At 40.8% G+C, this 25,387-nt stretch carries 21 protein-coding genes; 8 read left to right on the forward strand and 13 right to left on the reverse strand.

Annotated features, from left to right (window positions below; all coding sequences use genetic code 11):
- The first annotated feature begins 46 nt into the window (after positions 1-46).
- Positions 47-514, forward strand: coding sequence for a tetratricopeptide repeat protein (locus tag J8Z25_RS08925; protein ID WP_250660927.1), 468 nt, complete (start codon positions 47-49; stop codon positions 512-514).
- Positions 515-575: 61 nt separating this feature from the next.
- On the opposite strand, the gene msrA is transcribed toward J8Z25_RS08925, so the two are convergent.
- Positions 576-1,853, reverse strand: a complete 1,278-nt coding sequence (msrA, locus tag J8Z25_RS08930) for a peptide-methionine (S)-S-oxide reductase MsrA (RefSeq protein ID WP_250660928.1) — start codon at positions 1,851-1,853, stop codon at positions 576-578.
- Between the two features lie 157 nt (positions 1,854-2,010).
- Here msrA and J8Z25_RS08935 point away from each other — a divergent pair, with 157 nt between their 5' ends.
- From J8Z25_RS08935 to J8Z25_RS08955, 5 genes are all read left to right on the forward strand, one after another.
- Positions 2,011-3,534, forward strand: a complete 1,524-nt coding sequence (locus J8Z25_RS08935; protein ID WP_250660929.1) for a leucyl aminopeptidase — start codon at positions 2,011-2,013, stop codon at positions 3,532-3,534.
- A 150-nt stretch (positions 3,535-3,684) separates the two neighbouring features.
- A complete protein-coding gene (gene pxpB, locus J8Z25_RS08940) occupies positions 3,685-4,353 on the forward strand; it encodes a 5-oxoprolinase subunit PxpB (protein WP_178927004.1) in 669 nt (222 codons plus the stop codon).
- Positions 4,350-5,285, forward strand: coding sequence for a 5-oxoprolinase subunit C family protein (locus tag J8Z25_RS08945; protein ID WP_250660930.1), 936 nt, complete (start codon positions 4,350-4,352; stop codon positions 5,283-5,285). The genes pxpB and J8Z25_RS08945 overlap by 4 nt, the downstream gene beginning before the upstream one ends.
- A gap of 370 nt (positions 5,286-5,655) precedes the next feature.
- On the forward strand, positions 5,656-7,323 hold the full coding sequence (gene asnB / locus J8Z25_RS08950; protein ID WP_167657617.1) for an asparagine synthase B: 1,668 nt from the start codon (positions 5,656-5,658) through the stop codon (positions 7,321-7,323).
- Between the two features lie 332 nt (positions 7,324-7,655).
- Positions 7,656-9,230, forward strand: a complete 1,575-nt coding sequence (locus tag J8Z25_RS08955; RefSeq protein WP_167657616.1) for a BCCT family transporter — start codon at positions 7,656-7,658, stop codon at positions 9,228-9,230.
- A gap of 105 nt (positions 9,231-9,335) precedes the next feature.
- On the opposite strand, the gene J8Z25_RS08960 is transcribed toward J8Z25_RS08955, so the two are convergent.
- The 6 genes from J8Z25_RS08960 to trhO form a co-directional block, all read right to left on the reverse strand.
- Positions 9,336-10,043, reverse strand: a complete 708-nt coding sequence (locus J8Z25_RS08960; RefSeq protein ID WP_250660931.1) for a 3'-5' exonuclease — start codon at positions 10,041-10,043, stop codon at positions 9,336-9,338.
- Entirely contained in the window at positions 10,043-11,941 is a 1,899-nt protein-coding gene (locus tag J8Z25_RS08965; RefSeq protein ID WP_130051439.1) for a DUF294 nucleotidyltransferase-like domain-containing protein, read from the reverse strand. Before J8Z25_RS08965 ends, J8Z25_RS08960 begins: the two co-directional genes overlap by 1 nt.
- An 83-nt stretch (positions 11,942-12,024) precedes the next feature.
- The gene (locus tag J8Z25_RS08970) at positions 12,025-15,102 is read right to left on the reverse strand and encodes an efflux RND transporter permease subunit (RefSeq protein WP_175580366.1); all 3,078 of its coding nucleotides are present in this window, start codon (positions 15,100-15,102) and stop codon (positions 12,025-12,027) included.
- Between the two features lie 2 nt (positions 15,103-15,104).
- Positions 15,105-16,121: an efflux RND transporter periplasmic adaptor subunit gene (locus J8Z25_RS08975; protein WP_167657613.1), complete on the reverse strand. Its 1,017-nt coding sequence runs from the start codon at positions 16,119-16,121 to the stop codon at positions 15,105-15,107.
- A 131-nt stretch (positions 16,122-16,252) separates the two neighbouring features.
- Positions 16,253-16,681 carry a hypothetical protein gene (locus J8Z25_RS08980; RefSeq protein WP_250660932.1) on the reverse strand — a complete coding sequence of 143 codons (429 nt, stop codon included), beginning with the start codon at positions 16,679-16,681 and terminating at the stop codon, positions 16,253-16,255.
- 158 nt (positions 16,682-16,839) lie between these two features.
- Positions 16,840-17,847: an oxygen-dependent tRNA uridine(34) hydroxylase TrhO gene (trhO, locus tag J8Z25_RS08985; RefSeq protein WP_055197229.1), complete on the reverse strand. Its 1,008-nt coding sequence runs from the start codon at positions 17,845-17,847 to the stop codon at positions 16,840-16,842.
- A 199-nt stretch (positions 17,848-18,046) separates the two neighbouring features.
- On the opposite strand from trhO, the gene J8Z25_RS08990 reads away from it, so the two are divergent.
- Both J8Z25_RS08990 and J8Z25_RS08995 read left to right on the forward strand, forming a co-directional pair.
- Complete coding sequence (locus J8Z25_RS08990) at positions 18,047-19,372, forward strand: DEAD/DEAH box helicase (RefSeq protein WP_130052288.1); 1,326 nt, start codon at positions 18,047-18,049, stop codon at positions 19,370-19,372.
- A 2-nt stretch (positions 19,373-19,374) separates the two neighbouring features.
- Positions 19,375-20,205 carry a CvfB family protein gene (locus J8Z25_RS08995; RefSeq protein ID WP_130051436.1) on the forward strand — a complete coding sequence of 277 codons (831 nt, stop codon included), beginning with the start codon at positions 19,375-19,377 and terminating at the stop codon, positions 20,203-20,205.
- Between the two features lie 353 nt (positions 20,206-20,558).
- Here J8Z25_RS08995 and J8Z25_RS09000 read toward each other — a convergent pair whose 3' ends face one another.
- The 6 genes from J8Z25_RS09000 to ihfB all read right to left on the reverse strand — a co-directional run bounded on the left by J8Z25_RS09000 (position 20,559) and on the right by ihfB (position 25,373).
- Positions 20,559-21,188 carry an HNH endonuclease gene (locus J8Z25_RS09000; protein ID WP_239977596.1) on the reverse strand — a complete coding sequence of 210 codons (630 nt, stop codon included), beginning with the start codon at positions 21,186-21,188 and terminating at the stop codon, positions 20,559-20,561.
- Positions 21,185-22,609 carry an AAA family ATPase gene (locus tag J8Z25_RS09005; RefSeq protein ID WP_250660933.1) on the reverse strand — a complete coding sequence of 475 codons (1,425 nt, stop codon included), beginning with the start codon at positions 22,607-22,609 and terminating at the stop codon, positions 21,185-21,187. Before J8Z25_RS09005 ends, J8Z25_RS09000 begins: the two co-directional genes overlap by 4 nt.
- Positions 22,610-22,907: 298 nt before the next feature.
- Positions 22,908-23,612 carry an orotidine-5'-phosphate decarboxylase gene (pyrF, locus tag J8Z25_RS09010; RefSeq protein WP_063705476.1) on the reverse strand — a complete coding sequence of 235 codons (705 nt, stop codon included), beginning with the start codon at positions 23,610-23,612 and terminating at the stop codon, positions 22,908-22,910.
- Between the two features lie 32 nt (positions 23,613-23,644).
- Positions 23,645-24,781, reverse strand: a complete 1,137-nt coding sequence (gene lapB / locus J8Z25_RS09015; RefSeq protein ID WP_130051432.1) for a lipopolysaccharide assembly protein LapB — start codon at positions 24,779-24,781, stop codon at positions 23,645-23,647.
- A 2-nt stretch (positions 24,782-24,783) separates the two neighbouring features.
- The gene (locus J8Z25_RS09020; RefSeq protein ID WP_054551349.1) at positions 24,784-25,065 is read right to left on the reverse strand and encodes a lipopolysaccharide assembly protein LapA domain-containing protein; all 282 of its coding nucleotides are present in this window, start codon (positions 25,063-25,065) and stop codon (positions 24,784-24,786) included.
- A 20-nt stretch (positions 25,066-25,085) separates the two neighbouring features.
- Positions 25,086-25,373, reverse strand: a complete 288-nt coding sequence (gene ihfB / locus J8Z25_RS09025; RefSeq protein ID WP_036968575.1) for an integration host factor subunit beta — start codon at positions 25,371-25,373, stop codon at positions 25,086-25,088.
- Positions 25,374-25,387: the final 14 nt, after the last annotated feature.

Raw genomic sequence — 25,387 nt, forward strand, 5'->3', positions numbered from 1 at the left:
AACTTTATAGAGTAAGCATATTGCTTACACTAACAAGGAGAAAACAATGTTTAAATTAAATCTTAAACCCTGCCTGTGGTTAATATTATTTGTTTGTTCAAATTTTGTATTTGCCAACAACAACGACTTTAAACTCATGGTTGTTGACGATAACGCAAGCTCAAAAGCAATTATGCAAGGTAACTTTGCTATTAATTCTTTAGAGACAATGAACGAAGCTAACAACTATATCGTGCCATTTAATCGTTGCGTTGCGAGTGTGAAACTGAAGCAGTTTGATAAAGCTGATCAAGATTGCTCTCAAGCAATCGCGATGCTTAAAAAGGTCAATGCTCCACACTATAAGCGTAATGAACTGACGTCTTATGCATTGAGTAATAGAGGTATTGCCAGACTAATGGCGAAAAATGATACGGCAGCCATTGCCGATTTCTATGAGGCTGTGCAGCTAAATAATAACGAGCTGGTGTCGTTTAACTTAAATCTCGCTAAACAGGAATTAAAATTGTGGTAAAAAGTCATCAGGCTAAAAGAAAACCAGCCATGTCGGCTGGTTTTCTTATATCAATTACCTTTTAAGATTTATCTCTTGGCACAAAATCAAGCACTGTAGCATTTATGCAGTATCTATCTTTACCTCTTGGCCCTTCACCAGGGAACAAATGACCTAAGTGAATGCCGGAGCTTTTTGACTTAAGCTCAATTCGCTGCATGCCGTAACTGTTATCTTCATGCATTGTCACACTATCTTTTACAGGATGAGTAAATGAAAGCCAACCGGTGCCAGAATTGAATCTGTCTCGGGTGTCAAAAAGCGGCGCACCACTTAACTTATCAATGAAAATTCCATCAGGTGTATTTTTAAAGATATCGTATTGTTTACAAAAAGGGCTGTCTGTAGTCGCATGAAAAGCCACTCTAAAAGCTTCACTGTCACCCAGCTTAAATGCGCCTAACGCTTTGTAAAACTCACCTTTACTAACATACCCTTGGCGACCATAAACCTCTTCACCATTTTCTATAAATAATAACGTGGGTGTTGCCCATGTTGGCGTTTTAATCGATAAGCCATCAAGTTCATCAGCATGGCGAAAGGTCATAGGGATCGAGCCCATGTATTCATTGGCGACCTCTTTTTTGAATTTTTCACAGTATGGGCAATAACCTTTAGCATCTATCACTACAATTTGCTTACCTGCCAATAAGGCTGTGTTATCAACCTGCTGTTTTTCTACTGGTGTAAAAACAACGCCTGTTGAGTGATCTGGGCAATAACCATTAGGATTTTTCTTTAAATAATCTTGGTGATAATCCTCAGCAGCATAAAACGCATCAAGCGGTTTTATCACAGTTACAATCTTGCCAAACCCTGCTGCTGTTAGTTTCTCTTGATATTCATCTTTAAGTTTATTGGCAATCTCGAGTTGCTCATTATTACTAGTCAAAATTGTTGAGCGATATTGAGTACCAATATCATTACCTTGGCGATTTAGCTGAGTAGGATCATGGTTTTCAAAATAGTGTTTTAAAAGTGATTGTGTTGTTAACTCGTTACTGTTGTATGTCACTTTAACTACTTCTGCGTAATTGTTTTCATCAAAACGACGAGAACTACGAGTAATATTTTTGTAGGTTGCTTTAAATCCATGCCCATCAGCATAACCAGATACCGCATCTAACACGCCATCCAGTGCTTCATAACGTTTTTCTGCTCCCCAAAAGCAACCCGAGCCAAGCACTATAGTTTCGATATGCCCTGTTGCATTATCTGGCATTGTTTCAGCTTTAATTGGGCTGATGGTAAAAATGGCACTGCAAGTGAATAGTGTCAGTAACATCGACTTAATTGTCATACTAATTTCCTCGTAAAAGCCTGTATTTAATAGAGACCGAGCATAGGTATTAATAATTTCAACTTAAACGCATGCAAACAGCGATTCACCGCTAACAATTTAACTCTTAACCTTATTTACGGTAAAACACAGCTTTTTAACATTGGGATATTAAAAAATGAAAATTGCACACAGCTTATCTGCTATTGCATTAGGATTAACACTTGCTACGCAAGTGAATGCCGCAGAGTTCACTTTTGCAAAATCAATTAAACCGAACGACAACACCTTAGTTTTATTTTTAGATACAGATAGCCAAGTTGCTAACTTTAATTATTTAAAACCAGAAACCCAAACTCACTTAAACAAAGTTATTGAGTTTAGTGACTTTAAAGCTGGCTATGGCAAAACATTAGAAGTAATCGCGCCAAATGGTAGCGAACACCAACGAATCTTACTTGTTGGCTTAGGAGAGCAGCCGAAGCTGGATGCAGCAAAAATGGCAAAACTGGGTGGTAATGTTCACGCTAAATTACAGTCTGCTAAACAAGCAACTGTAAGCCTAGATTTTTCTGAGTTAAAAGACAGCGCAATCAATGCTAAATACGCTGCTGAATTTGCTCATGGTGCTAATTTACGTGATCATCGTTTTGAGCAATATAAAAAAGAACAAGACAGCCATGTTGTTAACTACACGGTTGATGTTGAAAATTTAGACCAAGCAGTCAAAACTCACAAATTACTGCAAAGTATTGAGCAAGGTGTTTTTTTAGCGCGCGACTTAACGTCTGAAGTTGCAACAGAAATGACTCCTGCTGATTTTGCAAAAGCTGCAAAAGAGCTTAAAAAGTTAGGTGTTAAAATCACTGTTTTAGAACCTAAGCAAATCAAAAAGCTTGGCATGGGCGCACTTGAAGCGGTTGGTCGTGGTAGTGAAGAAGGTTCACGTTTAGTTGTTGCTCATTATCAAGGTAATAAAAACACGCCTATCGCATTAATAGGTAAAGGTATTACCTTTGATTCGGGTGGTTATAGTATTAAAACAGGTGCATCAATTGCCCGCATGAAGTCAGACATGGCAGGCGCAGCAGCAGTACTAGGTACTGTAAAAGCAATGGCACTTGCTAAAGCCGACACTAACGTAGTTGCTGTGATGGGCATGGCTGCAAATATGGTGTCACAGTTTTCTGTAGCGCCGGGTGATGTAGTTAGAACTGCTGAAGGTTTAAGCGTTGAGATTGTCAATACGGATGCTGAAGGCCGCTTAGTTCTAAGTGACGCAATGTGGTATGCCCGCGACAAGTTTAAGCCTAGCATTATGATAGATGTTGCAACCCTAACAGGCTCTAAAATTCGTGCTGTTGGTAATGAATATGCTGCAGTATTCTCTGATGACGATACACTTGTTGAGCAGTTAACAGTGGCTGGTAAACAAGTAAACGAAAACCTATGGCGTTTACCACTAGGTTACAAAGATGCCTTAAAATCAGACATTGCTGACCTAAAAAATATCGGCTCACATGGCCCTGGGGCGACTACAGCTGCAAGTTTCTTACAGCACTTTGCTGGTGAAACTCGCTGGGTTCATATTGATATTGCTGGCAACGCGCTAAACTCTAAAGCTAAAGATGAACTAGCTGAAGGCGGAACTGGTTACGGTGTACGTTTATTATCTAATTGGTTATTAAATAACGCACAGTAATTGCTATTGCACTTTTCAAGTGGCTATAAGTAATTATAGCCACTTGATTGTCATGAGTTTTTCTAATTAACACCAAAGACACATTTACATCATCAACATCCAGCCTATATGCTAAGAAGCATTAAGGGATAATAATAAGATTAATGAGTAATGACGACGACCAATAGCACACCTAAGATTATGGCGCTCACTACACACAGCATTTTTTTTGATGCCTACGTGACAGGAAGCGACACACTTAATACACAAAAGAAAATATGGGCATTAGCTCAGTACTGTAAAAATAGTGATGATTTTGTTGATGTAGTTCCTGCCAATAATAATTTAACCCTATATTTAAAAGAACCAACTCAACTTGCAGGCTGGCTACCAAGATTACTTGAGCAATGGCACGAACTTAAATCCAGTGACTTTAATTCGCGTCATCATAAGTTAGCTACGCGCTACGGCGGTGAATATGGGCCTGATATCGCGCATGTTGCTAAGCATCATAACCTCTCTGTCGACGATGTTGCTCAAATGCACAGCAATGCCAAATACCATGTTCTGTTTTTAGGCTTTAAACCCGGCTTTGCTTATTTAGATGGTTTAAATCCAAAGCTTTTTACACCTCGTCATGCTGAACCACGGCTTTCTGTACCAAAAGGTTCTGTTGCTATCGGCGGTGAGCAAACGGGTATTTACCCTGAAACTTCCCCCGGTGGCTGGCAGATTATCGGCCATACAGATTTTAAATTATTTGATATTAATGCTGCTTCACCATGCGCTATTGAGCCCGGCGATACTTTAGAATTTGTTATTCAGGAGGTGTTAAAATGATCACTATCATCAAACCTGGCATGCAAATGTCTATACAAGATCAAGGTCGCACTGGATCTCGTCACTTAGGAATTGGTCAATCTGGTTGTATCGACCCTTATGCGCAAATAATAACGAACCGTTTAGTCGGCAATGATGATAATAATCCAGTAATCGAAATCACCTTAGGCCTTGCTGAAATACAATTTGATAATGATTATTACATTGCACTGCATGGCACTGATATGAAAGCCACAGTTAACGGCAATGCCGTGGAACCAGGATGGAGTTTTTATATCAAAAAAGGTGATGTATTAAAGCTCAATGCAGCACGCCATGGTTTTAGAAGTTACCTTGCTATTGGCGGCGAGTGGCATTTACCAGAGCCTATTTTAGATTCTTACTCAACTGATATTTTAGCTGGTTTTGGTGGTTTAACCGGTCACGCACTGCAAACTGGTGATACCTTTCAAATTACGCCTAAGTACAAGACCAAAATTGGTTTAGGCGCCATGCTACCACCTAAAAGTACGCAGATACGAATTCATGCTGCACCACACGCCGCTTTGCTACCTAAAAACACCATAGTAAACTTTATTAATCATTCATGGCATGTGTCTCCTAACAGCAACCGCATGGGCACAAGACTATTAAGTGATGAGTGTGATATCAGCCATGATATTTCACTACCATCTATGGCTGTTGCTCCTGGGTGTATCCAGTTACCGCCAAACGGTGAACCCATAGTGCTTTTAAATGATGCGCAAACAACGGGGGGTTACCCATTACTTGGTACAGTGATCGAAGCAGATCTTCGTCACTTTGCACAATTAAAACCAGGCGATTTCTTACACTTTAAGTTTGTGACACTCAAGGAAGCGCATGAAGCACAAGAAAAGCTAACTGCACACTTAAATCAACTTGCGATAGCCCTTAACTATATTAATAAATAACTCATAATTTATTTAAGTTAAAATTAGCGAGCAAAGCTAACCTTTGCTCGCGCTATCTTTACGACTTGTCTATACATTTAAAAAGGTAAAAAACCACACATTTTTTTGCACCAAAGCTGTGCAGGTCATTTAGTAATAAGAGCCTTTATATTAGGCCCTATATCACCCAATTTGTGCAAATCAAGCATTTAAACTGCTCAGCCTTTAACCACTTACCCCATACTGGTGCAAAGACATATTCCTAGGTGCATATTTTATTCTCAATTAATTAAAAAACCTGTGTGACTTAGGTAATTATTTCTGTTAAAACAAACATTCGCAGTTATATAAATTCTGTTAACTGCGCACATAATTGGAATGAGGAGTCACTATGTGTTCAATATTTGGGGTATTAGATATTAAATCTGATCCCACTCAATTGCGAAGCCAAGCAATTGAGATGTCAAAACTATTAAGGCACCGCGGACCAGATTGGTCTGGCGTATATTCATCTGATAAAGCTATTTTAGTGCATGAACGTCTTGCTATTGTTGGCGTTTCGAGTGGTGCACAACCATTGTACAACCCAGAGCGTACAAATATTCTTGCTGTTAATGGTGAAATTTATAACCACAAAGAATTAGCCGCAAGCTTAGAAACTGATTTTACTTTTCAAACTCAGTCAGACTGTGAAGTTATTTTGGCTTTATATAAGCAAAAAGGCCCTGAGTTTTTAGACGATTTAAATGGTATTTTTGCCTTTTGCTTATACGATGAAGAGCAAGATGCCTACTTAATTGGTCGTGACCATATCGGTATTATTCCACTTTATACAGGTCATGATGAACATGGTAACTTTTATGTTGCTTCAGAACTGAAAGCACTTTCGCCAATTTGTAAACATATTGAAGAATTCCCTCCGGGTCATTTCTTATGGAGCAAGGATGGGCAACTTCGTAAATACTACAGTCGTGATTGGCAAAGCTATGATGCTGTAAAAGACAACGAAGCAAAAACAAGCGATGTAAAAGAAGGTTTAGAGGCTGCTGTTAAACGTCAATTAATGTGTGACGTTCCATATGGCGTTCTATTATCAGGTGGTTTAGATTCATCTGTTATCTCGGCTATTACGCAACGTTTTGCTGCAAAACGTATAGAAGACAATGACGAGTCTGATGCTTGGTGGCCAAAACTACATTCATTCTCTGTCGGTCTTGAAGGTTCGCCTGATTTAGCAGCTGCACAAAAAGTAGCTGATATGATTGGTACGATTCACCACCCTATTCACTTTACAATTCAAGAAGGTATTGATGCACTACGTGAAGTGATTTATCACATCGAAACGTATGATGTGACAACCATTCGTGCCTCAACACCAATGTATTTAATGGCGCGCCAAATTAAAGCTATGGGTATTAAAATGGTGTTGTCTGGTGAAGGTGCCGATGAGCTTTTTGGGGGTTACCTTTACTTCCACAAAGCGCCAAACGCGCAAGAGTTCCATGAAGAGCTTAATCGTAAGGTATCAAAACTAAACATGTTTGATTGCTTACGTGCTAATAAATCGATGGCAGCATGGGGCGTTGAAGCGCGTGTTCCATTCTTAGATAAAGAGTTTGTTGATGTAGCAATGCGCATCAACCCAGAAGCGAAAATGTGTAAAGACGGTAAAATTGAAAAACACATCATTCGTGAAGCGTTTGACGGCTATTTACCAGACGAAGTGCTTTGGCGCCAAAAAGAACAATTCTCTGATGGTGTTGGTTATAACTGGATTGATACTTTAAAAGAGTATGTAAACGATCAAGTTAGTGATCAAGACCTAGCTAATGCAAAATACAAATACCCGATTAATACCCCAGATTCTAAAGAGGCGTATTTCTATCGTAGTATTTTTGAAGAGCACTTCCCAGGTGATGCAGCTGCGAAATGTGTTCCGCATGGCAAATCAGTTGCTTGTTCAACTCCTGAAGCGCTTGCATGGGATGCATCATTCCAAAATAATGCTGATCCTTCGGGTCGTGCTGCGGGCGTTCATAACGACGCGTACAAGAAGTAGTAAATTTGTGCTGCAAACACTATGTTTGCAGCACTTTCATCTCAACTAAAATAATTTGCTTTGAAATAATACTGTCATCAAATTATTCCTCACCCGCAGCAATTTGTTCACAATTCCAACAAAAAAAGAAAAAAACTGCATTTATTCGGCTGTTTAGGGACAAAACCATTTACATTTTTTTTCGAGCTCCTACACTAAAGATTAGACTTTGGTACAAATTTAGTTCGTCTACAAACTATTTTTTAATTTCCTACGTAAAAACAGGATTAGTTGAACTTGTGCCATCCGGCCGTTTAGCTTTCTGCTAGATATAACTACAACAAGAGGTATTCATGAGCGAACATCATGATAAGTACAGTATCGACAATACCGACTATACCGTCGGTCAGGACAATGTACAAAAATGGGGTTTTGATGTGCATAACCCTGTATTTGGCATCAGCGCTGGTTTAATTGCCCTATTCTTAGTGGCAACATTAGTTTCAGATGCTGAAACAGCAAAAACTACCCTCAATGGTATTAAAAACGACATTATTAATAATTTTGATGGCTTTTTTATGTGGTCAGCAAACTTATTCGTATTGTTTTGCTTAGCATTAATTGTTTCACCATACGGTAATATCCGCCTTGGTGGTAAAGAAGCACGCCCAACTCACTCTCGTATTTCTTGGTTAGCAATGCTATTTGCTGCAGGTATGGGTATTGGGTTAATGTTTTGGGGCGTAGCAGAGCCAGTCGCGTACTTTACAGGCTGGTATGAAACACCACTAGGCGTTGAAGCAAACACACCAGAAGCCGCTAAATTGGCAATGGGCGCAACTATGTTCCATTGGGGTCTGCATCCTTGGGCAATTTACGCTGTTGTTTCTCTTTCGTTGGCATTCTTTTGCTACAACAAAGGGCTACCTTTATCTATTCGCTCTATTTTTTACCCTATTTTAGGCGACAAAGCATGGGGCTGGCCTGGGCATTTAATCGATATTCTAGCAGTGCTTGCTACCCTGTTTGGCCTTGCTACCTCACTTGGATTAGGCGCACAACAAGCGGCCGCAGGTATTAACCATGTATTTGGCACTGATAGCGGAATTGGTTTACAAATTGGCGTTATTGTTGGTGTAACTCTACTGGCGGTGATCTCTGTTGTTCGTGGTATTGATGGTGGTGTAAAACTGCTTAGCAACGTAAACATGCTTATCGCTCTAGTTTTACTAGTATTTGTTGCAATCGTTGGCTTTGCCGCAGCTTTTGGCAACCTTCCTAACACAGTAATGGGTTATGTTGAAAATATCATTCCACTTAGTAATCCACATGGTCGTGAAGATGAGACATGGATGCACGGCTGGACAGTATTCTATTGGGCTTGGTGGATTTCATGGTCACCGTTTGTAGGTATGTTCATTGCGCGCGTATCTGAAGGCCGTACAATTCGTGAGTTCTTAATTGCTGTACTACTAGTCCCAACTATTGTCACCATCTTCTGGATGTCAATTTATGGTGGTATTGCTATTGAACAAGTGGTTGATAAAGTAGGTGTGCTAGGTGAAAAAGGTTTAACCGATGTACCACTGGCTATGTTCCAAATGTTTGAAGCTCTGCCAATGTCGCAAGTGCTTTCGTTCATTGCTATTGTGCTGGTACTTGTGTTCTTTATCACTTCATCAGACTCAGGTTCATTAGTAATCGACTCAATCACTGCAGGTGGTAAAGTTGATGCCCCTGTACCACAGCGTATTTTCTGGGCATCAATTGAGGGGGCTATTGCAGCGGCACTTGTTTGGATTGGTGGTACACAAGCTATCGAAGCATTACAAGCTGGAGCCGTATCAACTGGCTTACCTTTCACATTTGTATTGCTACTTATGTGTGTGAGTTTAATCCTTGGTTTAAGAACAGAACCGAGAAACTAACCACTCAGCTCTAAATAATAAAAACGCCGCATTTGCGGCGTTTTTTATTTATAAGCTTTGGTCAATTAATTTAAATTACCCGATATATAGTCGGTGCTACGGTTGTTATATAAGAAATTCGCTTAGCGGCGTATCTTGGCGGTAATGATATGCGATTTGCGCTTGTAATAGCTCTGCGGTAGCAGTGGCATCATTCAGCGCATTGTGGTTTTGATACGCTGGCAGCGAATAACGAATACGAGAATCAGCTAATCGCACAGAATCAAGCTTAGAGTTGAATAATCGACCTAGTAACCCCTGCTTTGCTCGCAGAGCACGAGTTTCCAGTTCTAGCGTGTCTATAACGGCAAACTCAAGGCCTTCACCTAATCGAGCTTGCAACGCTTGATATAAAAAATGCCTTTCAATGGGTGCAAAATGCACCACAATCACTTTGCCCTTCAATGCTGTTATTAATGGTTCCATAATTGTTGAGAAATCTGGCGCATCGCTTACTTCTGAATGGGTTATGCCATGAATAACAATCGACTCTTCAGCAAGCTTACGCCTTGGCTGAACAATCCAATGCTGGCTATCTTTACAAAAGATACGCTTAGTATTAAATGGGATTAAGCCGACACTGACTATATCGTCATTTTGAAAATTTAGACCTGTTGTCTCAAAATCAAGCGCCACTAAGGGAACGTCACTGATTGGCATCTTTAGGTCACAAATGGCAGATTCATAAAACTCTTGAATTAACGGCTGTTTACTCGCAGCTAATAACTGCTGATACCGAGTCGGCCAATCAAGTTTTGCCCCTTGTTTTGCCATTACTTAATCCCTGAGTTAGCAGAGTATCTGAATTTAAGGAAACTCTGCGCTTTATCTAGAATCGCAAATGCCTCTTTTAGATTTCGTTGCTCAAAAGGAGAAAGCAAATGAGGCTCAAGATCGTTATCAGGTTCTTCATCAAGCTTTTCAATTTGCCATGCTTGGTGCCTAATTCTGATCATGGCAATATATTCAAGGGCATCACGTAGATCCTGTGCCTTGCCCTCGGGCAGTAATTTAGCTTCGATAATATCTTCCAAACGCTCGAATGAATTTTGTTTGCGGCTACCTACTGCCAGAGCATGTACACGAATAACATCTGATAAAGGCGCAGTTCCGCGGCGTTTTAAATTCATTGACCGCTTATGCTGACCATTGTGCTCTAACACAAAGTCTTTAAAGAAACCTAAAGGCGGTGTTCTGTTACGTGCATTGGCAGCAAGATTAGCCAAGAAACGTTTATTCTTGCGCCCTTCTGTTGCAATGAATCGCTTAAGCTCATCAGCCCACTTGTTTTTACCGTAAACGCCATCTAAATCAAAAAAGATGGAACTATGTAATAATGCCTGTGGTTTTGGTTCTGCCATCCAACCGGCAAATTGTTCTTTCCACTGCTCCCGCGTTAAACGCCACTTTTTAAAAGACGCCATAATTTCACCTTCACAGTATTTATAACCACACTCGGCTAAACCATCACAGACAAAATCAGCTAACTTTTGAAAATAATCGTCGTGTAATTCTTCATTAAAACTATTATCAAGGATAATGGCATTATCTTGGTCGGTGACAATTAATTGTTCATCACGAGCCATTGAACCTAAAGCGATAAAACAATAAGGAACTGGTGGCGGGCCAAATTTTTCTTCGGCTAAATCAAGCAAACGCTGTTTAAATGTGCGTCCTATCACAGCCATAGCTGTGCCTATCATATGTGAGTTAGCATCTTCATTTACCATGCGCACAAACACATTAGGTAGTTGTCTTGCATAGTAAGCTAAATCTTCAATCGATTGCTGAGCTAATATACCTCGCACCAACAATAAGCTACTTTGCGATTCGTAACGTAAAATATCCGATAACGAAATAACACCAATGGGTTTTTTCTTCACAACGACTGGCAGGTGGTGAATGTTATCTCTGAGCATAGCAAGCACGGCTTCAAACACGTACGCATTACTATCAAGCAGAACTAAGTCTGTCTGCATAATTTGCTCTGCTGGCGCCTCGTAACTCAAACCTTCAGCAATCACACTGGTACGTAAGTCTCGGTCAGTAATGATTCCTACCACCTGACCGTCATCATCATCGGGATCATCACTAATTGGTTTATCCGCATCAGTCACTAATACTGAAGATACCGACTCTTGTGTCATCAATTGTGCAACCATTTGCACAGAGGCACTTTTTGCAACAGTCACTGCATCACGGTGCAGTAGTGACTTCACTTTTGCTGTAGTTAAGTCGTTGCTATCCGCTTGTTCAACAATTGCCTGATGAAGGCGCACATTACCATCGGCTTCAAAAAAGTCGGCAAATACTTCGTATTCATCACAGTATTGGTTAAACAACTTCACATTGATGCAATAAACTAAGGTATCTTCAAGTGCCTTTGCCGGAAAACGCACTTTACGGTTCATAAGAAGACCCATTGAACCAAAAATTCCACCGATAGTTAAACGGTTATATAAATCACCATCACGCCGATACATTTCAACGGCACCAGTGCGTATAACAAATAAGTCTGCAATATCATCACCATAATTTAATATTTCTGTGCCGGCCCGAAAATAGGCTATTTCGACTTGTGATGCGAGTTTATTTACAGCCTCATCAGGTAGATCATCAAAAGGAGCATGATCGGAGAGAAATTGGGCAATATCAACGTGTTCGGCTTGCATACGCGTACCTAGTTTTAAACATTTGATTTAATTGTGAGGGTAATTGGCTATTTTTTCAAAGAAAAATAGCCAATTTGTTAGGATTAAGCCTTTTCTAACTCTTCAGCAAGAAGTTTCGACTCATCACCTCTTGGTTTTGTGAAGCGCGCTAGACCAAGATAAATAACCGGTGTTAAATAAAGGGTAAATAACACCGCAAGTGCTAAACCGCCAAACACCACCCATCCAATCGCGTTACGAGCCTCTGCTCCAGCGCCAGTAGATAGAATCAGTGGTAATGCACCCAGTAAGGTTGAAACTAGTGTCATTGCAATTGGGCGAAGGCGAACTAATGCGGCCTCTTCAACAGCGACTCTTACCGTTCGGCCTTGGTCACGTAACTGATCAGCAAACTCCACCAGCAATATTGCATTTTTGGCAATCAAGCCAATCAACATCACTAATCCTATTTGCGAGTAAATATTTAATGAGGTACCTGTTAGATACAAGGCTAAAATGGCTGACGTAATACCAAATGGCACTGTAATCATCACCACTATTGCACTATTAATACTTTCAAACTGCGCCGCAAGTACCAACAGTACAATTAAAAACGCCAATACATAGGTCATCAATACTTCATTGGCAGTTTCTTCGAAGGTTAATGCTTCACCTTTAAACGCCAAACTAATACCAGCAGGTAGAGATTGCTCTGAAATATCACGGATTTTTGTTACCAGCTCAGCAATAGTAACACCCTCTGGCATTTCCATACTTAGCTCAATAGCACGACGCTGTGCATGACGCTCTAGCTCTGCAGCCACACCTTCTTCTGTGATAGTCGCAACGCTACTAAGTGGCACTAACTGACCATTACGGCCGCCAACATACAAATTAGCTAAATCGCTTGGATTAGTGATAGTTTGGTTTTGAGCTTGCAACATGATTGGGATTGATTGATCACCAATGTTTAAATCAGCAATATCATCACCATTAATTGCAGCTCGTAGCGTTACTGATATATCACTAAGCGATACGCCAAGCTCTTCGGCACGACGTCTATCAATATTGACCCGTAATTGTGGTTGTGACGGCTGATATGAAATACGCACAGGGGCCACTTCTGGCACTGCCTTTTCAATCTCAGCTGAAAAGTCTTGTGCTGCTTTAAATATCTCAAGATAGTCTTGCCCTAATAACGCAAGCTCAATACCACCACCTTGACCGCGTAAATTCAAACTATTTGAACCACCTGGGTAACCAGCCGCACCTGGAATATTTCCTAAAGGACCACGAATCTTATTGATGATTTCTTGCTGGCTAAAGTGACGTTCGTCCCAATGTTTTAATGGCACGGTGATAAATACAATATTTGGATCCCATTGCCCAACCACAGTATAAATAGACTCAATATCACCACTTTCTACATACGGCAGTAAGATATCTTCCATTTGCACGGCTTGCCTGTCCATAAAGTTCAAGCCAACACCATCAGGACCTCGTGCAAAAATACGAATTTTTCCGCGGTCTTCTGTTGGCAATAGTTCGTTATCTAAATTGAAATACAGTGCCCCAGAGCCAGCAGCAACCAACACACAAGCAAAAAAGGTTAGCCATGCATGTTGAAGAACTCCGTGTATTGTGCGCTTATATACGGCGGCTAAAACATGGCCAACTTTAGCAAAAGGATGAAAACCGCCCTGCTTTAATTTCAGTTTTGAAGTTAGTGCAGGTACCAAGGATAAAGCAACAAAACTTGAGATGATCACCGCGCCAGCTAGCACACCACCAAACTCTCTAAATAATCGCCCTGCTGTTGAAGGTAAAAAGGCAATAGGCACAAACACCGCAGCTAATACTGCGGTTGTCGCCACAACAGCAAAGAACACCTCGCGAGTACCAACCACGGCAGCAGCACGTCGACCTAGACCTAAACCACGTTGACGCTGTATGTTTTCACTGACCACAATTGCATCATCAACAATTAGGCCTGTTGCTAATACTAATGCAAGTAAGGTAAGTATATTAATTGAGAAACCAAGAGCCCAAATCAGTGCTAAAGAGCCAATTAACGCAACAGGTATCGCAAATGCAGGAACAAGTGTTGCCCGCCAAGAGCCAATAAACACCCAAAGTGTTATCACTACTAATAATACTGTCAGTAATAGTGAGTTAATTACCTCATCAACTGAGCTTCTAATAAACTGCGCATCGTCAGAGGTTAAAGTAAACTCCATTTCAGGAAAACGTTCACGCATACGCTCAATTAAAGTGAGCACTTCATCAGAAATTTCAATGGTATTAGATTGGGCCTGACGAATAATTTCCATGCCAATGACAGGTGTGCCATTGAGCCTGACAAATGAGCGCGGATCTGCAGGACCAAAGTAAACAGCAGCGACATCACCAATACGAGTATCATCACGGACAATGATGTCCGCCACTTGCTCTGCAGACACTGACGTTGCATCAGCACGAACAATGACTTGTTGATCGCTTGATTTTAAACTACCCGCAGGCACATCAAAGGGAGCTTGACGAAGTACATTAGCAATATCTGGCACCGTAAGGTTAAAGCTGCTGAGCTTAAGCGGGTCTATGCGCACTCGAAGTACCCGTTCACGGTCACCATTTAAGCGAACATCGGCAACCCCAGGAATGGTTAAAAACTGCGGAGCTAAATCAACATCAACGCGCTCAGTCAACGCCTCAAGGGACAAACTATCGCTTGATACTGTTAAAGAGACAACCGCTTCTGCATCATTATCGGCTTTAATAATTGATACCCGTTCAACTTCTTCGGGTAACTCTCGCTGCACACGGGCTACCGATTCGCGTGTTTCGTTTGCAGCATCATCTAGATTAACACCGGGGCGAAACTCAACCACAATACGGGCATTGTTTTCTTCACTTTGCGCACGAATTGACTTAACACCACTGACCCTAGCAACCGCTCCTTCGAGCTTACTGGTTACTTCGGTATCTACAGTTTCTGGTGAGCCACCAGGAAAAGAAGCTGATACAGTAATACGAGGTCTATCAACATCAGGAAGCTCTCGTACTTCAACTCCCGCTATTGCAGCAATACCAGCGATAATAATGAGTAAGTTAAGTACCACAATTAAAACAGGGCGACGTATCGCCATTGATGGCAGATCTTCCATCATAGGTTGCTGTTTCATCATTACTCCTTGGCTAGCTGCACTTCATTAATGAAATTAAGCTCTTGATTAGGTCTAAGGCGTTGAACCCCTTCAGTTACCAGTAAGTCGCCTTCTTTTAAGCCTCCGGAGACTAATAAACGCCCAGCTAAACGCTGCTCAATTTTTACATCAACGCGGGTTGCTTTATTATCAACACTCTTCCAAACATAAGGGCCTGCAGCTCCCCACATCATCGCTGCTTCTGGTACTACGGCAAGCTCTTCACCTAGAATATTTATATGTACACGGAAGCTCATACCCGGCATAAACTGTTGATCATTATTATCAAGCTTAGCTTTTGTTCTGAGTGTGCGGGTTTGTGCATTGATACGTGAATCAAGCTCTGCCACTTTAGCCGTGTAAGTTTCATCGCCTAACCAAGGTACCACTTCGACTGCTGATTTTTGTTTAAGCACAGACACAGCTGCCTCTGGGGCATTAAAATTAATATAAAGCGCTGAAATATCATCGATGGTAGCGATGGCTGTTTGGGTTGTGATCCTGTCGCCCACTTCGACGTCAGTTAAGCCCATAACACCGCTAAATGGAGCGCGAACTTCACGGTCTTCACGCTCTGTTTTTGCTTGCATTAACTTCACTTTAGCTAGTTCGTAAAGTGTTTTGGCATCGTCTAAATCACTTTGCGGTACCGCACCACGAGAATGGCTTTCCTCAAGCCTTTTCATAGTGCGCTCAGCATCTTTTAAAGTAATTTCAGCTTCCATCAGCGCAGCTTTTTGTCTGCGCGAATCAAGCTCTAATAGTAAGTCACCTTTGGCAACCTTATCACCGGGTTTGAAGTAAACAGCAGTCACTCTATCCCCAACAGCTGGATAAAGTGTTACAGAATGAATAGCTTCAGCATTACCCACGGCTTTTATCTGTTGTTTAGACTTTTCAACAGACACTGATTCTACAACTACATTAGCCGCCTCAGCGACAGAAACACAACTAATACAGGCAATTAAAGTCCATGTATGTAATTTGCCAATTGTCAAAATTTCACCTAAATAAGAATCGTTTTAATTGTTACGAAGTGTAACAGCTTTGTGATCAATAAAAAGCTGACTTCGTTTAATAAACAATTAGCCAAGGTGAAATAGACGACGCTCTCTCGCGTGTTTATTAATTAGAAACGGCAATGTAATGAATCTGTTTCTTTTACATGTGCTTCACTGGCAATGGTTACCTCAACACATCCAGATGCACTATTTACTTGTTCCTTTTGAATAAGCGTAAAATTCCCTTCTTGCTCTGATCTTAAAGAATATTCAAAGGCATCATTACTACCTTCTGATATCGCAGTCACTATGCCACCAACAAGCGCCCCAGCAATAGCGCCTGCAATCATATCTTCGTGGTTACCATCTAACTGATCAACAATGCCTATAGTAGAACCTGCGGCAATCCCTGTTTTAACGTTGGATGACAATTTAACAGGTTGCACTGACATCACTTTTGCGTAAAAGCGTTTGATCATTACATTTTGGTCTGCTCTATCAACACCTTGCGAGGCACAACCGCCTAAAAATAGTAAACCTAGTAGTAATTTTTTCATTGTTTTTCATCCCATCAGTTTAAAGCTTAAGTAAGATACTATTCCTGATATAAGTTAGAGACTGTTTAAGATGTGTAAGAAACTGTATGTGGCTAATAGACGGGCATAAAAAAACCCCAGACAGTGCTGAGGTTTTTATCAATTCAAAAAGCTAAGAGTTACTGTTGGCGCTGTGCTTCTTTTTGCGCTTTTTTAGCTTCTTTACGCTTACGCAGAACTTCTTGCGCTTCGTTACCAATATGGCCTTCACCGCGAGCTTGTGCTAATTCGATTTGCTTTTGACGCTCAGCAAAACGTGCACGTTGCTCTTCTGTAAGGCTGTCGTGACAGTGATGACACGAAACACCTTCCATGTATTCAGGCTTTTGCTTTTCTTCTTCAGTGATAGGCATACGACACGCATGACATTGGTCGTAAGAACCTTTTTGTAAATCGTGATTTACCGCAACGCGGTTATCAAATACAAAACACTCACCTTCCCACATAGTTTCTTCCTTTGGTACTTCTTCTAAGTACTTAAGAATACCGCCTTCAAGGTGGAATACTTCGTCAAAACCTTGCTCTTTCATGTACGCAGTTGATTTTTCGCAGCGAATACCACCGGTACAGAACATCGCCACTTTCTTGTGCTTTTCTGGGTCTAGGTTTTCTTTCGCCCATGCTGGGAATTCACGGAATGTTTTAGTGTTTGGATCAACCGCATTTTGGAAAGTACCGATCTCGATTTCGTAATCGTTACGCGTATCGATAAGAATCACTTCAGGGTCTGAAATTAATGCATTCCAGTCAGCTGGTTTTACGTATGTACCCACTACTTCACGTGGGTCGATACCTTCAACACCCATAGTTACGATTTCTTTTTTCAGTTTTACCTTAGTACGGTAGAACGGGCATTCGTCATCGTATGACTCTTTTGTCACGATGTTATCTAGGTTTGGTTGTGAATCTAACCATGCAAGTAGGTTATCGATACCTTCACGCTTAGCAGAAACAGTACCGTTGATACCTTCAGCCGCAAGTAACAAAGTACCGCGTACTTCATTGTCTTCCATCACTTTAAGTAATGGTTGGCGAATCGCTTCAAAATCAGGAAGGGCTACAAATTTGTATAGTGCGCAAACAACAAAGTGCTCGCTAGTTACATTGTCTTTATGAACAGCAGTCATGGTTTTACCTTTTGCTTTAAATGCCCATGTGGGGCGTTAACCGAATCGCAAATCCGGCGCATTGAGGGCGCGTATTTTACGCGAATTAGCGATAATTGCAAAAACTGATGCGAAATAGCTGTGTTTTTACTGTCTCCTAGTAAGGCAAGTGCGTTATAATGAACAGGATTTACAAATTTTGCTCATCGGAGATTACGCATTGCACTTTACTGAACTTGGGATTGATACACGCCTCGAAAAACAACTTGCGCATCAAGGCATCACCCAGCCCACCGACATTCAAGCTCACGCGGTACCTACAGCTATCGCAGGCCATGATATTTTTGCACAGTCAAAAACAGGATCGGGCAAAACGCTGGCGTTTTTATTACCTGCTGTACAGCGCGTAATGAAGCAAAAAGCTCTCAGTAAACGCGACCCTCGCGTTTTAATCGTTGCGCCTACCCGCGAATTAGCAACCCAAGTATACAGCCAATTAAGATTATTAATTGCTGGCACAAATATTAGTGCTGTAAAAGTACTCGGTGGTGAAAACTTTAATGACCAAATTAAAGCACTTCGTAAAGACCCTCATTTTGTAGTGGCAACTCCGGGGCGTTTAGCTGACCATTTAAGTCAACGCTCATTACAGCTTTCAGGCTTAGAACTGTTAATTTTTGATGAAGCCGACCGTATTTTAGATTTAGGCTTTACCGAGCAAGTTAAAATGATCAACGACCTTGCTGATCACCGCTTGCGCCAAACGTTATTGTTCTCAGCAACCCTTGACCATGCACAAGTTGATGCCCTGTCACGTAACTTATTACGTTCACCAAAACAAATATTGTTAAGTGCCTCAAATGAGCAACATAGTGATATTACTCAGCAGCTTTATTTAGCTGATCACTTAGATCACAAAGAAGCCCTACTTGAGCACTTTGTAAAACAAGACAATGTTGGTCAGTGTATTATTTTCACCGCAACACGAGCTGACACCCAACGCTTAAGTCAGTTGTTGAACGATAAAGGCTTTAAAGCACAAGCACTCGCAGGTGACTTAACTCAGGCTAAGCGCCTTGAAATCATGGATGCCTTTAGCCGTGAAAACTTCAAAATTTTGATCACTACCGATGTTGCATCACGTGGTCTTGATTTATTAAGCGTGACCCACGTTATTAATTTTGACCTACCAAAACATGCCGAAGAATATGTGCATCGTATTGGTCGTACAGGTCGCGCAGGCTTTAAGGGTACTGCCATTTCATTAGTTGGCCCGAAAGATTGGCCAAGCTACAAAGCAATTAAAGCATTTTTAAATGATGAATTAAGCTTTTTCACCGTTGACGGCCTTGTTGGTAAATTTAAAGGTCTGCGTGAGAAAAAACCAAACACAGTTTGGAAAAAAGCAGAGAAAAAAGTGGCTGCTAAACCTGCTAAACCAAAACGCAAAGCAGCCCCTAAAAAGCCAAAAGCCCCTATTCAAGCACCAATTGATGTAGATGGTTTTGCTCCAATGCGCCGTAAGAAAAAGCCAGAACAGGAATAACAATGAGTATTTTAGGAACCACACAAACCCTTTTCGTTAACGAAATATCTAACGAAGGTGCTTATTTAGATGGCCGTGATTTAGGCGAAGTATTCTTACCAAGCAAAGAAATTGACTACGAACTAGAAGCTGGCGACAGCGTGCAAGTATTCATTTACTTAGATCACGCAGGTCACCCAACAGGCACCACAAAAAAACCATTGGCTGAGGTAGGCGAATTTGCCCTACTACGTGTTAAAGCGATTAATAGCACCGGTGCGTTTATGGATTGGGGCCTCGAAAAAGACGTACTAGCGCCATACAACGAACAAAAGCCAAAAATGAAAGACGGCTTTTCGTATCTTGTACGTTTGTACCTAGATAACGCCAGCCAACGTATTTGTGCATCAAGCAACTTTAATAAGTTTTTATCAAAAGATGAACCAACTTACTCTGTAATGGAAGAAGTTGACTTAATCGTTGCGGGTAAAACAGACCTAGGCTACAAAGTACTCGTAAACGAAGCCCACATTGGTGTGGTTTACTACAACACCGTATTTAAAAAGCTGTTTGTTGGCCAGCGCTTAAAAGGCTTTATTCAAAAAGTACGCGAAGACGGCAAAATCGACGTACTACTTGAAAAACCAGGTATGGGTAAAGTAAACGACTTAGGCGAAAAAATCTTAGATAAATTAAAAGCCGAAGGCGGCGTACTTCACCTAGGTGATAAGTCAGACCCTGAAGCAATTAAAAAGACTTTCTCAACCAGTAAAGCAAACTACAAAAAAGCCATAGGCGGTTTGTTTAAGCAAGGTTTAATCGATATTGAAGCAACGTCGATTAGGTTGAAGTAAGTTGCGAGCTACGAGCTACGAGCTACGAGCTACGAGCTACGAGCTACGAGCTACGAGCTAACAAGATTATTGATATATATGAAAAAGAGTAAAGTGAAAGCTTTACTCTTTTTTATTGGTTTTGTTAGCTGTAACAAATAGGCGCGGTAAATTTTCTAACACTATTTTGAGTATTTTTCATTTAAAAGTAAAAGTCGGCATTACGACAGAAGCTACCTTTCTGGTTCAACTCATTTCTGCCCCATTTCGTGCTGGAGAAAGTAAATGCGCCCCGTTTAACTTCAAGAGTTTTTCATAGATTTTTTAATACCAAACAACTTTTCGGATACAATCAGTTAAGAGTGCAACTCAGACTAACTTAGCGCGTTGATTTTGCCTTGTAACATTTCGATGGCAAGCTGTAAGTTTTCTTGTCTCTGGTCATCAGCAGCTAAACGCAATACAGCTTGGATGATTGGGTCAACCTGTGTTCGGCCTCCCTCTTCGTGGTAGCGTAACAACCCACACACTTCGATGGTTTTCCATCCTTTACCATGCTTGTCCCCCTTATACCTATAGGTTATTCCAGGCACCAGTGCGGTGATGTGGTCTTCGTACCTATCGTAGTGTGCATGGACGATAGTGTAATTCGATGACCGAGTGGGGAATTTGTTGTAAGTAGGGGATTTGGTAATTAACGATGTACCTTTGTATCCATTACATTCTTTACAGGAGACACAGAGGTTCTCTGGGTGAAACATCCACTTATCAAAATTGTTTTTGTGCATGATATGTTCTAAATCCCAATCCCCACCATGCAAGGAAGGTTTGTGAACCTTACAATAAGCACAGCAATATTCTTGCTGTTCGATGTAATGTCGTTTCATTCTAGTTTTGAGTTCTGTCACCGCAGGATCCGCCCATTTTTCATTAGGGGATACGTTTTTTTCCAACACGCTTGTGATGATCGCTTCGTCATCTTCGTTCAGAACAAAAGGGGTCATAGATACCCTCCTGCCAACAAAGTTGAGCGCATAATTCCCAGTAAGACTCTGACTTTATCGTGTTCTTCCAATTGAGATTCAAAGCTCAATAGCCAATTCGCAGTTATTAACGCTTCTTCGGAAGGGTTTTCTGTCTTACAGACAGAATCCAAGACCTCAATAATTTGAGTAATCAAATATTCATTGTTATTGCCTGGATTATGGAACAACGTCGCCAACTGATAATCTGCAGAGCGCTCTTTATGAGGGCGAGCATCAATTAACTTGCGATTAACCATATCGTACACGCAACTATTTGAAGCGGAGATGTCTGATACAATTAAGGGAGAGTGAGTTGCGATAAGGAAATGGCACCCTTGATAGCCTGAAAATGAGTCCCTAAGAATTTCTACAAACTTCTCTTGCCATTGCGGATGAAGGCTGATTTCAGGTTCATCGATGCAGATCAGTGCATCATCTTCTATAGAAGAAATAATACCCAAAAAGAGCAGGAACAAGCATTGCTCGCCAGAACTACGCTTAGCTAAGCCCGTCAGAGGTACATCTGAAATATCAAGATCGTCTACATAATTTGAGGGACTTTTTGTGTGACGAACTGTCTCAAGATTTTCTAGCTCAATAAGTCCAGCCCTAAGCAGCGTGGAAACGACGTGACGATCTATGTCAACGTCAGAAAAGGTCTCTTCGTGTTTTCTTAAGTGTTTTAATGTAAAAGTATTGCGATCTAAAGAAAGAAGGAATTCTGGTTCTTTGTAGATTTCTTCACAATATTGGATTAGCCCAAGGATTTCTTCTTGTTCATATTCTTCTAGGGCTTCCTTCAGTATCAGAGCTGTTTTTGGCTGTAATTGTTGGCCATTTTGCAAATTTGTAAAGTCATCGCTAGAAATAGCCACATTAAAACGCAAACGCAATAAACCACCAAAATCGAACTTATGCAGGAAATTTGTTAACGCAACAAGTTTTCTCGTTTCAAATCTTTCATTGCCCAATAATTGTTGAATTGCTTTCGACGCGATACGTGTTGAAGGTGCTTGAAATGGTGAATAAGGTTTAGAACCTACGTAGGCATAAAACCCGTTTTGTTGAATGTCCTTTTTGTTCTTCCATCTTTGTTGGAACTTTTCAAATTGACTCGTTGACGCTGCAATCAACTTTTTTGGTAAAGAAAGGCCGAACCTTTCTCCTAATAGACTCCACTGAGCAGAATATTCCTTTACATCACGGACTGCTGTAGCTAGGTTAGGTCTGTCGCTATTGAGCAACTGAGAGTACATTTCTTGATAATAAGCACAAGTATCAACTAACAGCTGCGTTTTTCCACACCCGTTATTTCCTATTATTACAGTAAAAGCGTTCTCTTCAGTTGACCCCAAATGCCAAAGCTCATGATTTGCGATGGTATTAACTCTGAATCCCATGTGATTATCCACACTATCCGATTGTATTAATATGGAATTTCTCACATATAAGTTAGTAAGTATAGTTGTTGAGGCCTGTTGGCAGTCAATTTTACGTTAGCCATACTTCTAGTTATTCGTCATGAACTAAACTAGAAAAGTCGCTAACACGCTTTTGTCCAAAAATGAGTTTGCTCGAGTTCCTGATTCTCAGATGTAGATAACCTAGCGTAATTGCCATAAACAAAAAGAGCATTGTATATAGCGCGATATAAATTGCGCTTACAATGCTCTTTAGAGACTATTTTAAATAACGAGGTTATTTTAGTGAGTCGTTAATTTCTTTTAGTGTTGCAACTGGGTCTGCCGATTGGGTGATTGGGCGGCCTACAACTAAATAGTCGCTGCCATCTTCAACGGCTTGTTTAGGTGTCATGATGCGTTTTTGGTCACCTGCATCGCTGCCAGCTGGGCGAATACCAGGGGTAACCAGTTTAAAGTCTGCGCCGAGTTCTGCTTTTAGCTTTTTCGCTTCTTGTGCTGAGCACACTACCCCATCAAGGCCTGATTCTTTAGCAAGGTTTGCTAGGTAAATTACTTGCTCTTCAGGTGTTTTATCTACACCTAAACGAGTAAGCTCTGCGGCATCCATACTGGTTAGTACAGTTACTGCAATCAGTAATGGTGCATCATCGCCAAACTGTTCTAAAGCTTGTTTTGCTTTAGTCATCATTTCAACGCCACCAGAGGCATGCACGTTAACCATCCATACACCCATTTTTGCAGCTGCTGTTACAGCTTTAGCCACTGTGTTTGGAATATCGTGAAATTTTAGGTCTAAGAATACATCAAACCCTAAGTCGATTAGTTCCTTAACAAAGCTAGGACCAAAATACGTGAACATTTCTTTGCCTACTTTAAGACGACACGTATCAGGCGATAATTGCTTTACAAACGCAAGAGCTGTTTGTTGATCATCGTAATCAAGGGCAATTAATACTTTTTTTGAATCTTCGACAGACATAACTTTCCTAAAAACTAATGGACTAATATGAATTAAAAACCGTCTATGCCACGGCTTGGAACAATTGTTTCCCAGTGCTTACAAGATGGACATACCCAATAAATGGTATGACTGGTAAAGCCACAGTGTTGGCACTGAAAATCAGGTTTGGTTGCGATATAAGACGTTACTAGCTTATCAATTTGATCGAGTACATCTTTAATATCGTTGTTTTGTTTGGCAAGTAGCTGTAATAAAAAGCTAAAGCCACGAATAGTTGGATGACGCTTTAAACTATCCGTTAAAAATTTTATCGCTTGCTCTATGTGACCTTGCTCAAGTAAGGCTTGGCAGTGTTTTATTTTTATTAATACGCCACCTTTATCGAGCAGTTCATTAAGTAATTCGTAAAACTGATGCGTTAAATTTAGCTTTTGATAGCTCAGCGCAAGCTCTTCAATAAATACCGGCGCAAAAAACGTGAACTGACTGATTAGCTCGCGCCAATAGTAAATTGCTTTTACATAATCTTCATTGGTAAAGGCACTGTGACCAAGCTCATATAATGGACGAATGGCTTTATGGTTTAAGCTAATGGCTTTACGCATAATTTGCGTATCATTATCTTGTAAAGCCGCTTCACAGTAAAAATTGGCAATGGCTTTTACATGCTGAGGTTTAGTGAACAACTCACTGTGGGCCTCGTACATGTTAATGCCCTTTTCCCATTCACGAGTTTGTGAATAAAGATTGATAATTGGTTCGAGCGCTTCTTTATATCCTGCTTTTACGAGCCAAACTAAATGCTCTTCTGCGCTATCTAATAAGCCTGCCATGATGTAATCTTCAGCCAGCTCTAAACGACTGGTTGCAGCTTGTTGTTCATCAAGGCTTGGGTGTTTTAATAACAACTCATGAATTTTAATTGCGCGGTCAAGCTCGCCACGGCGGCGAAACATAGTTGCCAGTGTTGAATAGTGTTCAACTGAGTCGGCAGCAACTTCAAGTAGATTTATAAGGTGCTCTAAGCCTTGGTCTTCTTCTCTGTCTAAGAGAAATTTAAGGCCTTTAGAATATTCAGAGGTGATTTGGCGATTAAGCTGATGAGCTTGGTTTTTAGCGCTGTTTTTACCCATTATCCAACCGTAACCGGCTGCAACGGGTAAAAGTAAAAACAGAAGCTCAATCATGATTAGGTGTCTTTATTAGCAACAAGCTTTTTATTGTTTTTTTCAGGCGCTAATTTTTTCTTTAAACGATAATTTTGCCACTTTAACTGAGAAAATAGTGTAAAGCTTATAAAACAACCAATTGCGACACCTAAAATAAAGCAGATACTTATTACAACAGCTAGGGGTAAAGTATTACTAGCGATTAAATAATTGATTTGCACCAATTGTGGATTCTGTGAACCAAGTACAAACGCAATAAATAAACACAGCGCAATTAATACAATTTTTAATACCCTAAACAAGTAACTACTCCTGTATAAAACTAGGCAATACTCGCATTTACGCGGTCACGTAACTCTTTACCTGGTTTGAAATGTGGTACGTGCTTACCGTCTAACTCAACTGTTTCGCCAGTCTTTGGATTACGACCTGTGCGAGGAGAACGATAATGCAATGAGAAACTTCCAAAGCCACGGATCTCGATGCGATCTGAGCTAGATAATGAACCGGCCATTTGTTCAAGAATTTCTTTAACGGCATTTTCAACATCTTTCACAGGGATGTGTGCATGTTGCTCGGCAAGTTGTTCTATCAATTCTGACTTAGTCATAGCGTTTCCTTAAA

The sequence above is a fragment of the Pseudoalteromonas sp. SCSIO 43101 genome (assembly GCF_023650775.1).
Classification (GTDB): Bacteria; Pseudomonadota; Gammaproteobacteria; order Enterobacterales; family Alteromonadaceae; genus Pseudoalteromonas; species Pseudoalteromonas apostichopi.

Coding starts and splice junctions, on each gene's coding strand:
- J8Z25_RS08925 (WP_250660927.1), top strand. CDS start 47: ATGTTTAAATTAAATCTTAAACCCTGCCTGTGGTTAATATTATTTGTT.
- msrA (WP_250660928.1), bottom strand. CDS start 1,853: ATGACAATTAAGTCGATGTTACTGACACTATTCACTTGCAGTGCCATT.
- J8Z25_RS08935 (WP_250660929.1), top strand. CDS start 2,011: ATGAAAATTGCACACAGCTTATCTGCTATTGCATTAGGATTAACACTT.
- pxpB (WP_178927004.1), top strand. CDS start 3,685: ATGACGACGACCAATAGCACACCTAAGATTATGGCGCTCACTACACAC.
- J8Z25_RS08945 (WP_250660930.1), top strand. CDS start 4,350: ATGATCACTATCATCAAACCTGGCATGCAAATGTCTATACAAGATCAA.
- asnB (WP_167657617.1), top strand. CDS start 5,656: ATGTGTTCAATATTTGGGGTATTAGATATTAAATCTGATCCCACTCAA.
- J8Z25_RS08955 (WP_167657616.1), top strand. CDS start 7,656: ATGAGCGAACATCATGATAAGTACAGTATCGACAATACCGACTATACC.
- J8Z25_RS08960 (WP_250660931.1), bottom strand. CDS start 10,043: ATGGCAAAACAAGGGGCAAAACTTGATTGGCCGACTCGGTATCAGCAG.
- J8Z25_RS08965 (WP_130051439.1), bottom strand. CDS start 11,941: ATGCAAGCCGAACACGTTGATATTGCCCAATTTCTCTCCGATCATGCT.
- J8Z25_RS08970 (WP_175580366.1), bottom strand. CDS start 15,102: ATGAAACAGCAACCTATGATGGAAGATCTGCCATCAATGGCGATACGT.
- J8Z25_RS08980 (WP_250660932.1), bottom strand. CDS start 16,681: ATGAAAAAATTACTACTAGGTTTACTATTTTTAGGCGGTTGTGCCTCG.
- trhO (WP_055197229.1), bottom strand. CDS start 17,847: ATGACTGCTGTTCATAAAGACAATGTAACTAGCGAGCACTTTGTTGTT.
- J8Z25_RS08995 (WP_130051436.1), top strand. CDS start 19,375: ATGAGTATTTTAGGAACCACACAAACCCTTTTCGTTAACGAAATATCT.
- J8Z25_RS09000 (WP_239977596.1), bottom strand. CDS start 21,188: ATGACCCCTTTTGTTCTGAACGAAGATGACGAAGCGATCATCACAAGC.
- J8Z25_RS09005 (WP_250660933.1), bottom strand. CDS start 22,609: ATGGGATTCAGAGTTAATACCATCGCAAATCATGAGCTTTGGCATTTG.
- pyrF (WP_063705476.1), bottom strand. CDS start 23,612: ATGTCTGTCGAAGATTCAAAAAAAGTATTAATTGCCCTTGATTACGAT.
- lapB (WP_130051432.1), bottom strand. CDS start 24,781: ATGATTGAGCTTCTGTTTTTACTTTTACCCGTTGCAGCCGGTTACGGT.
- ihfB (WP_036968575.1), bottom strand. CDS start 25,373: ATGACTAAGTCAGAATTGATAGAACAACTTGCCGAGCAACATGCACAC.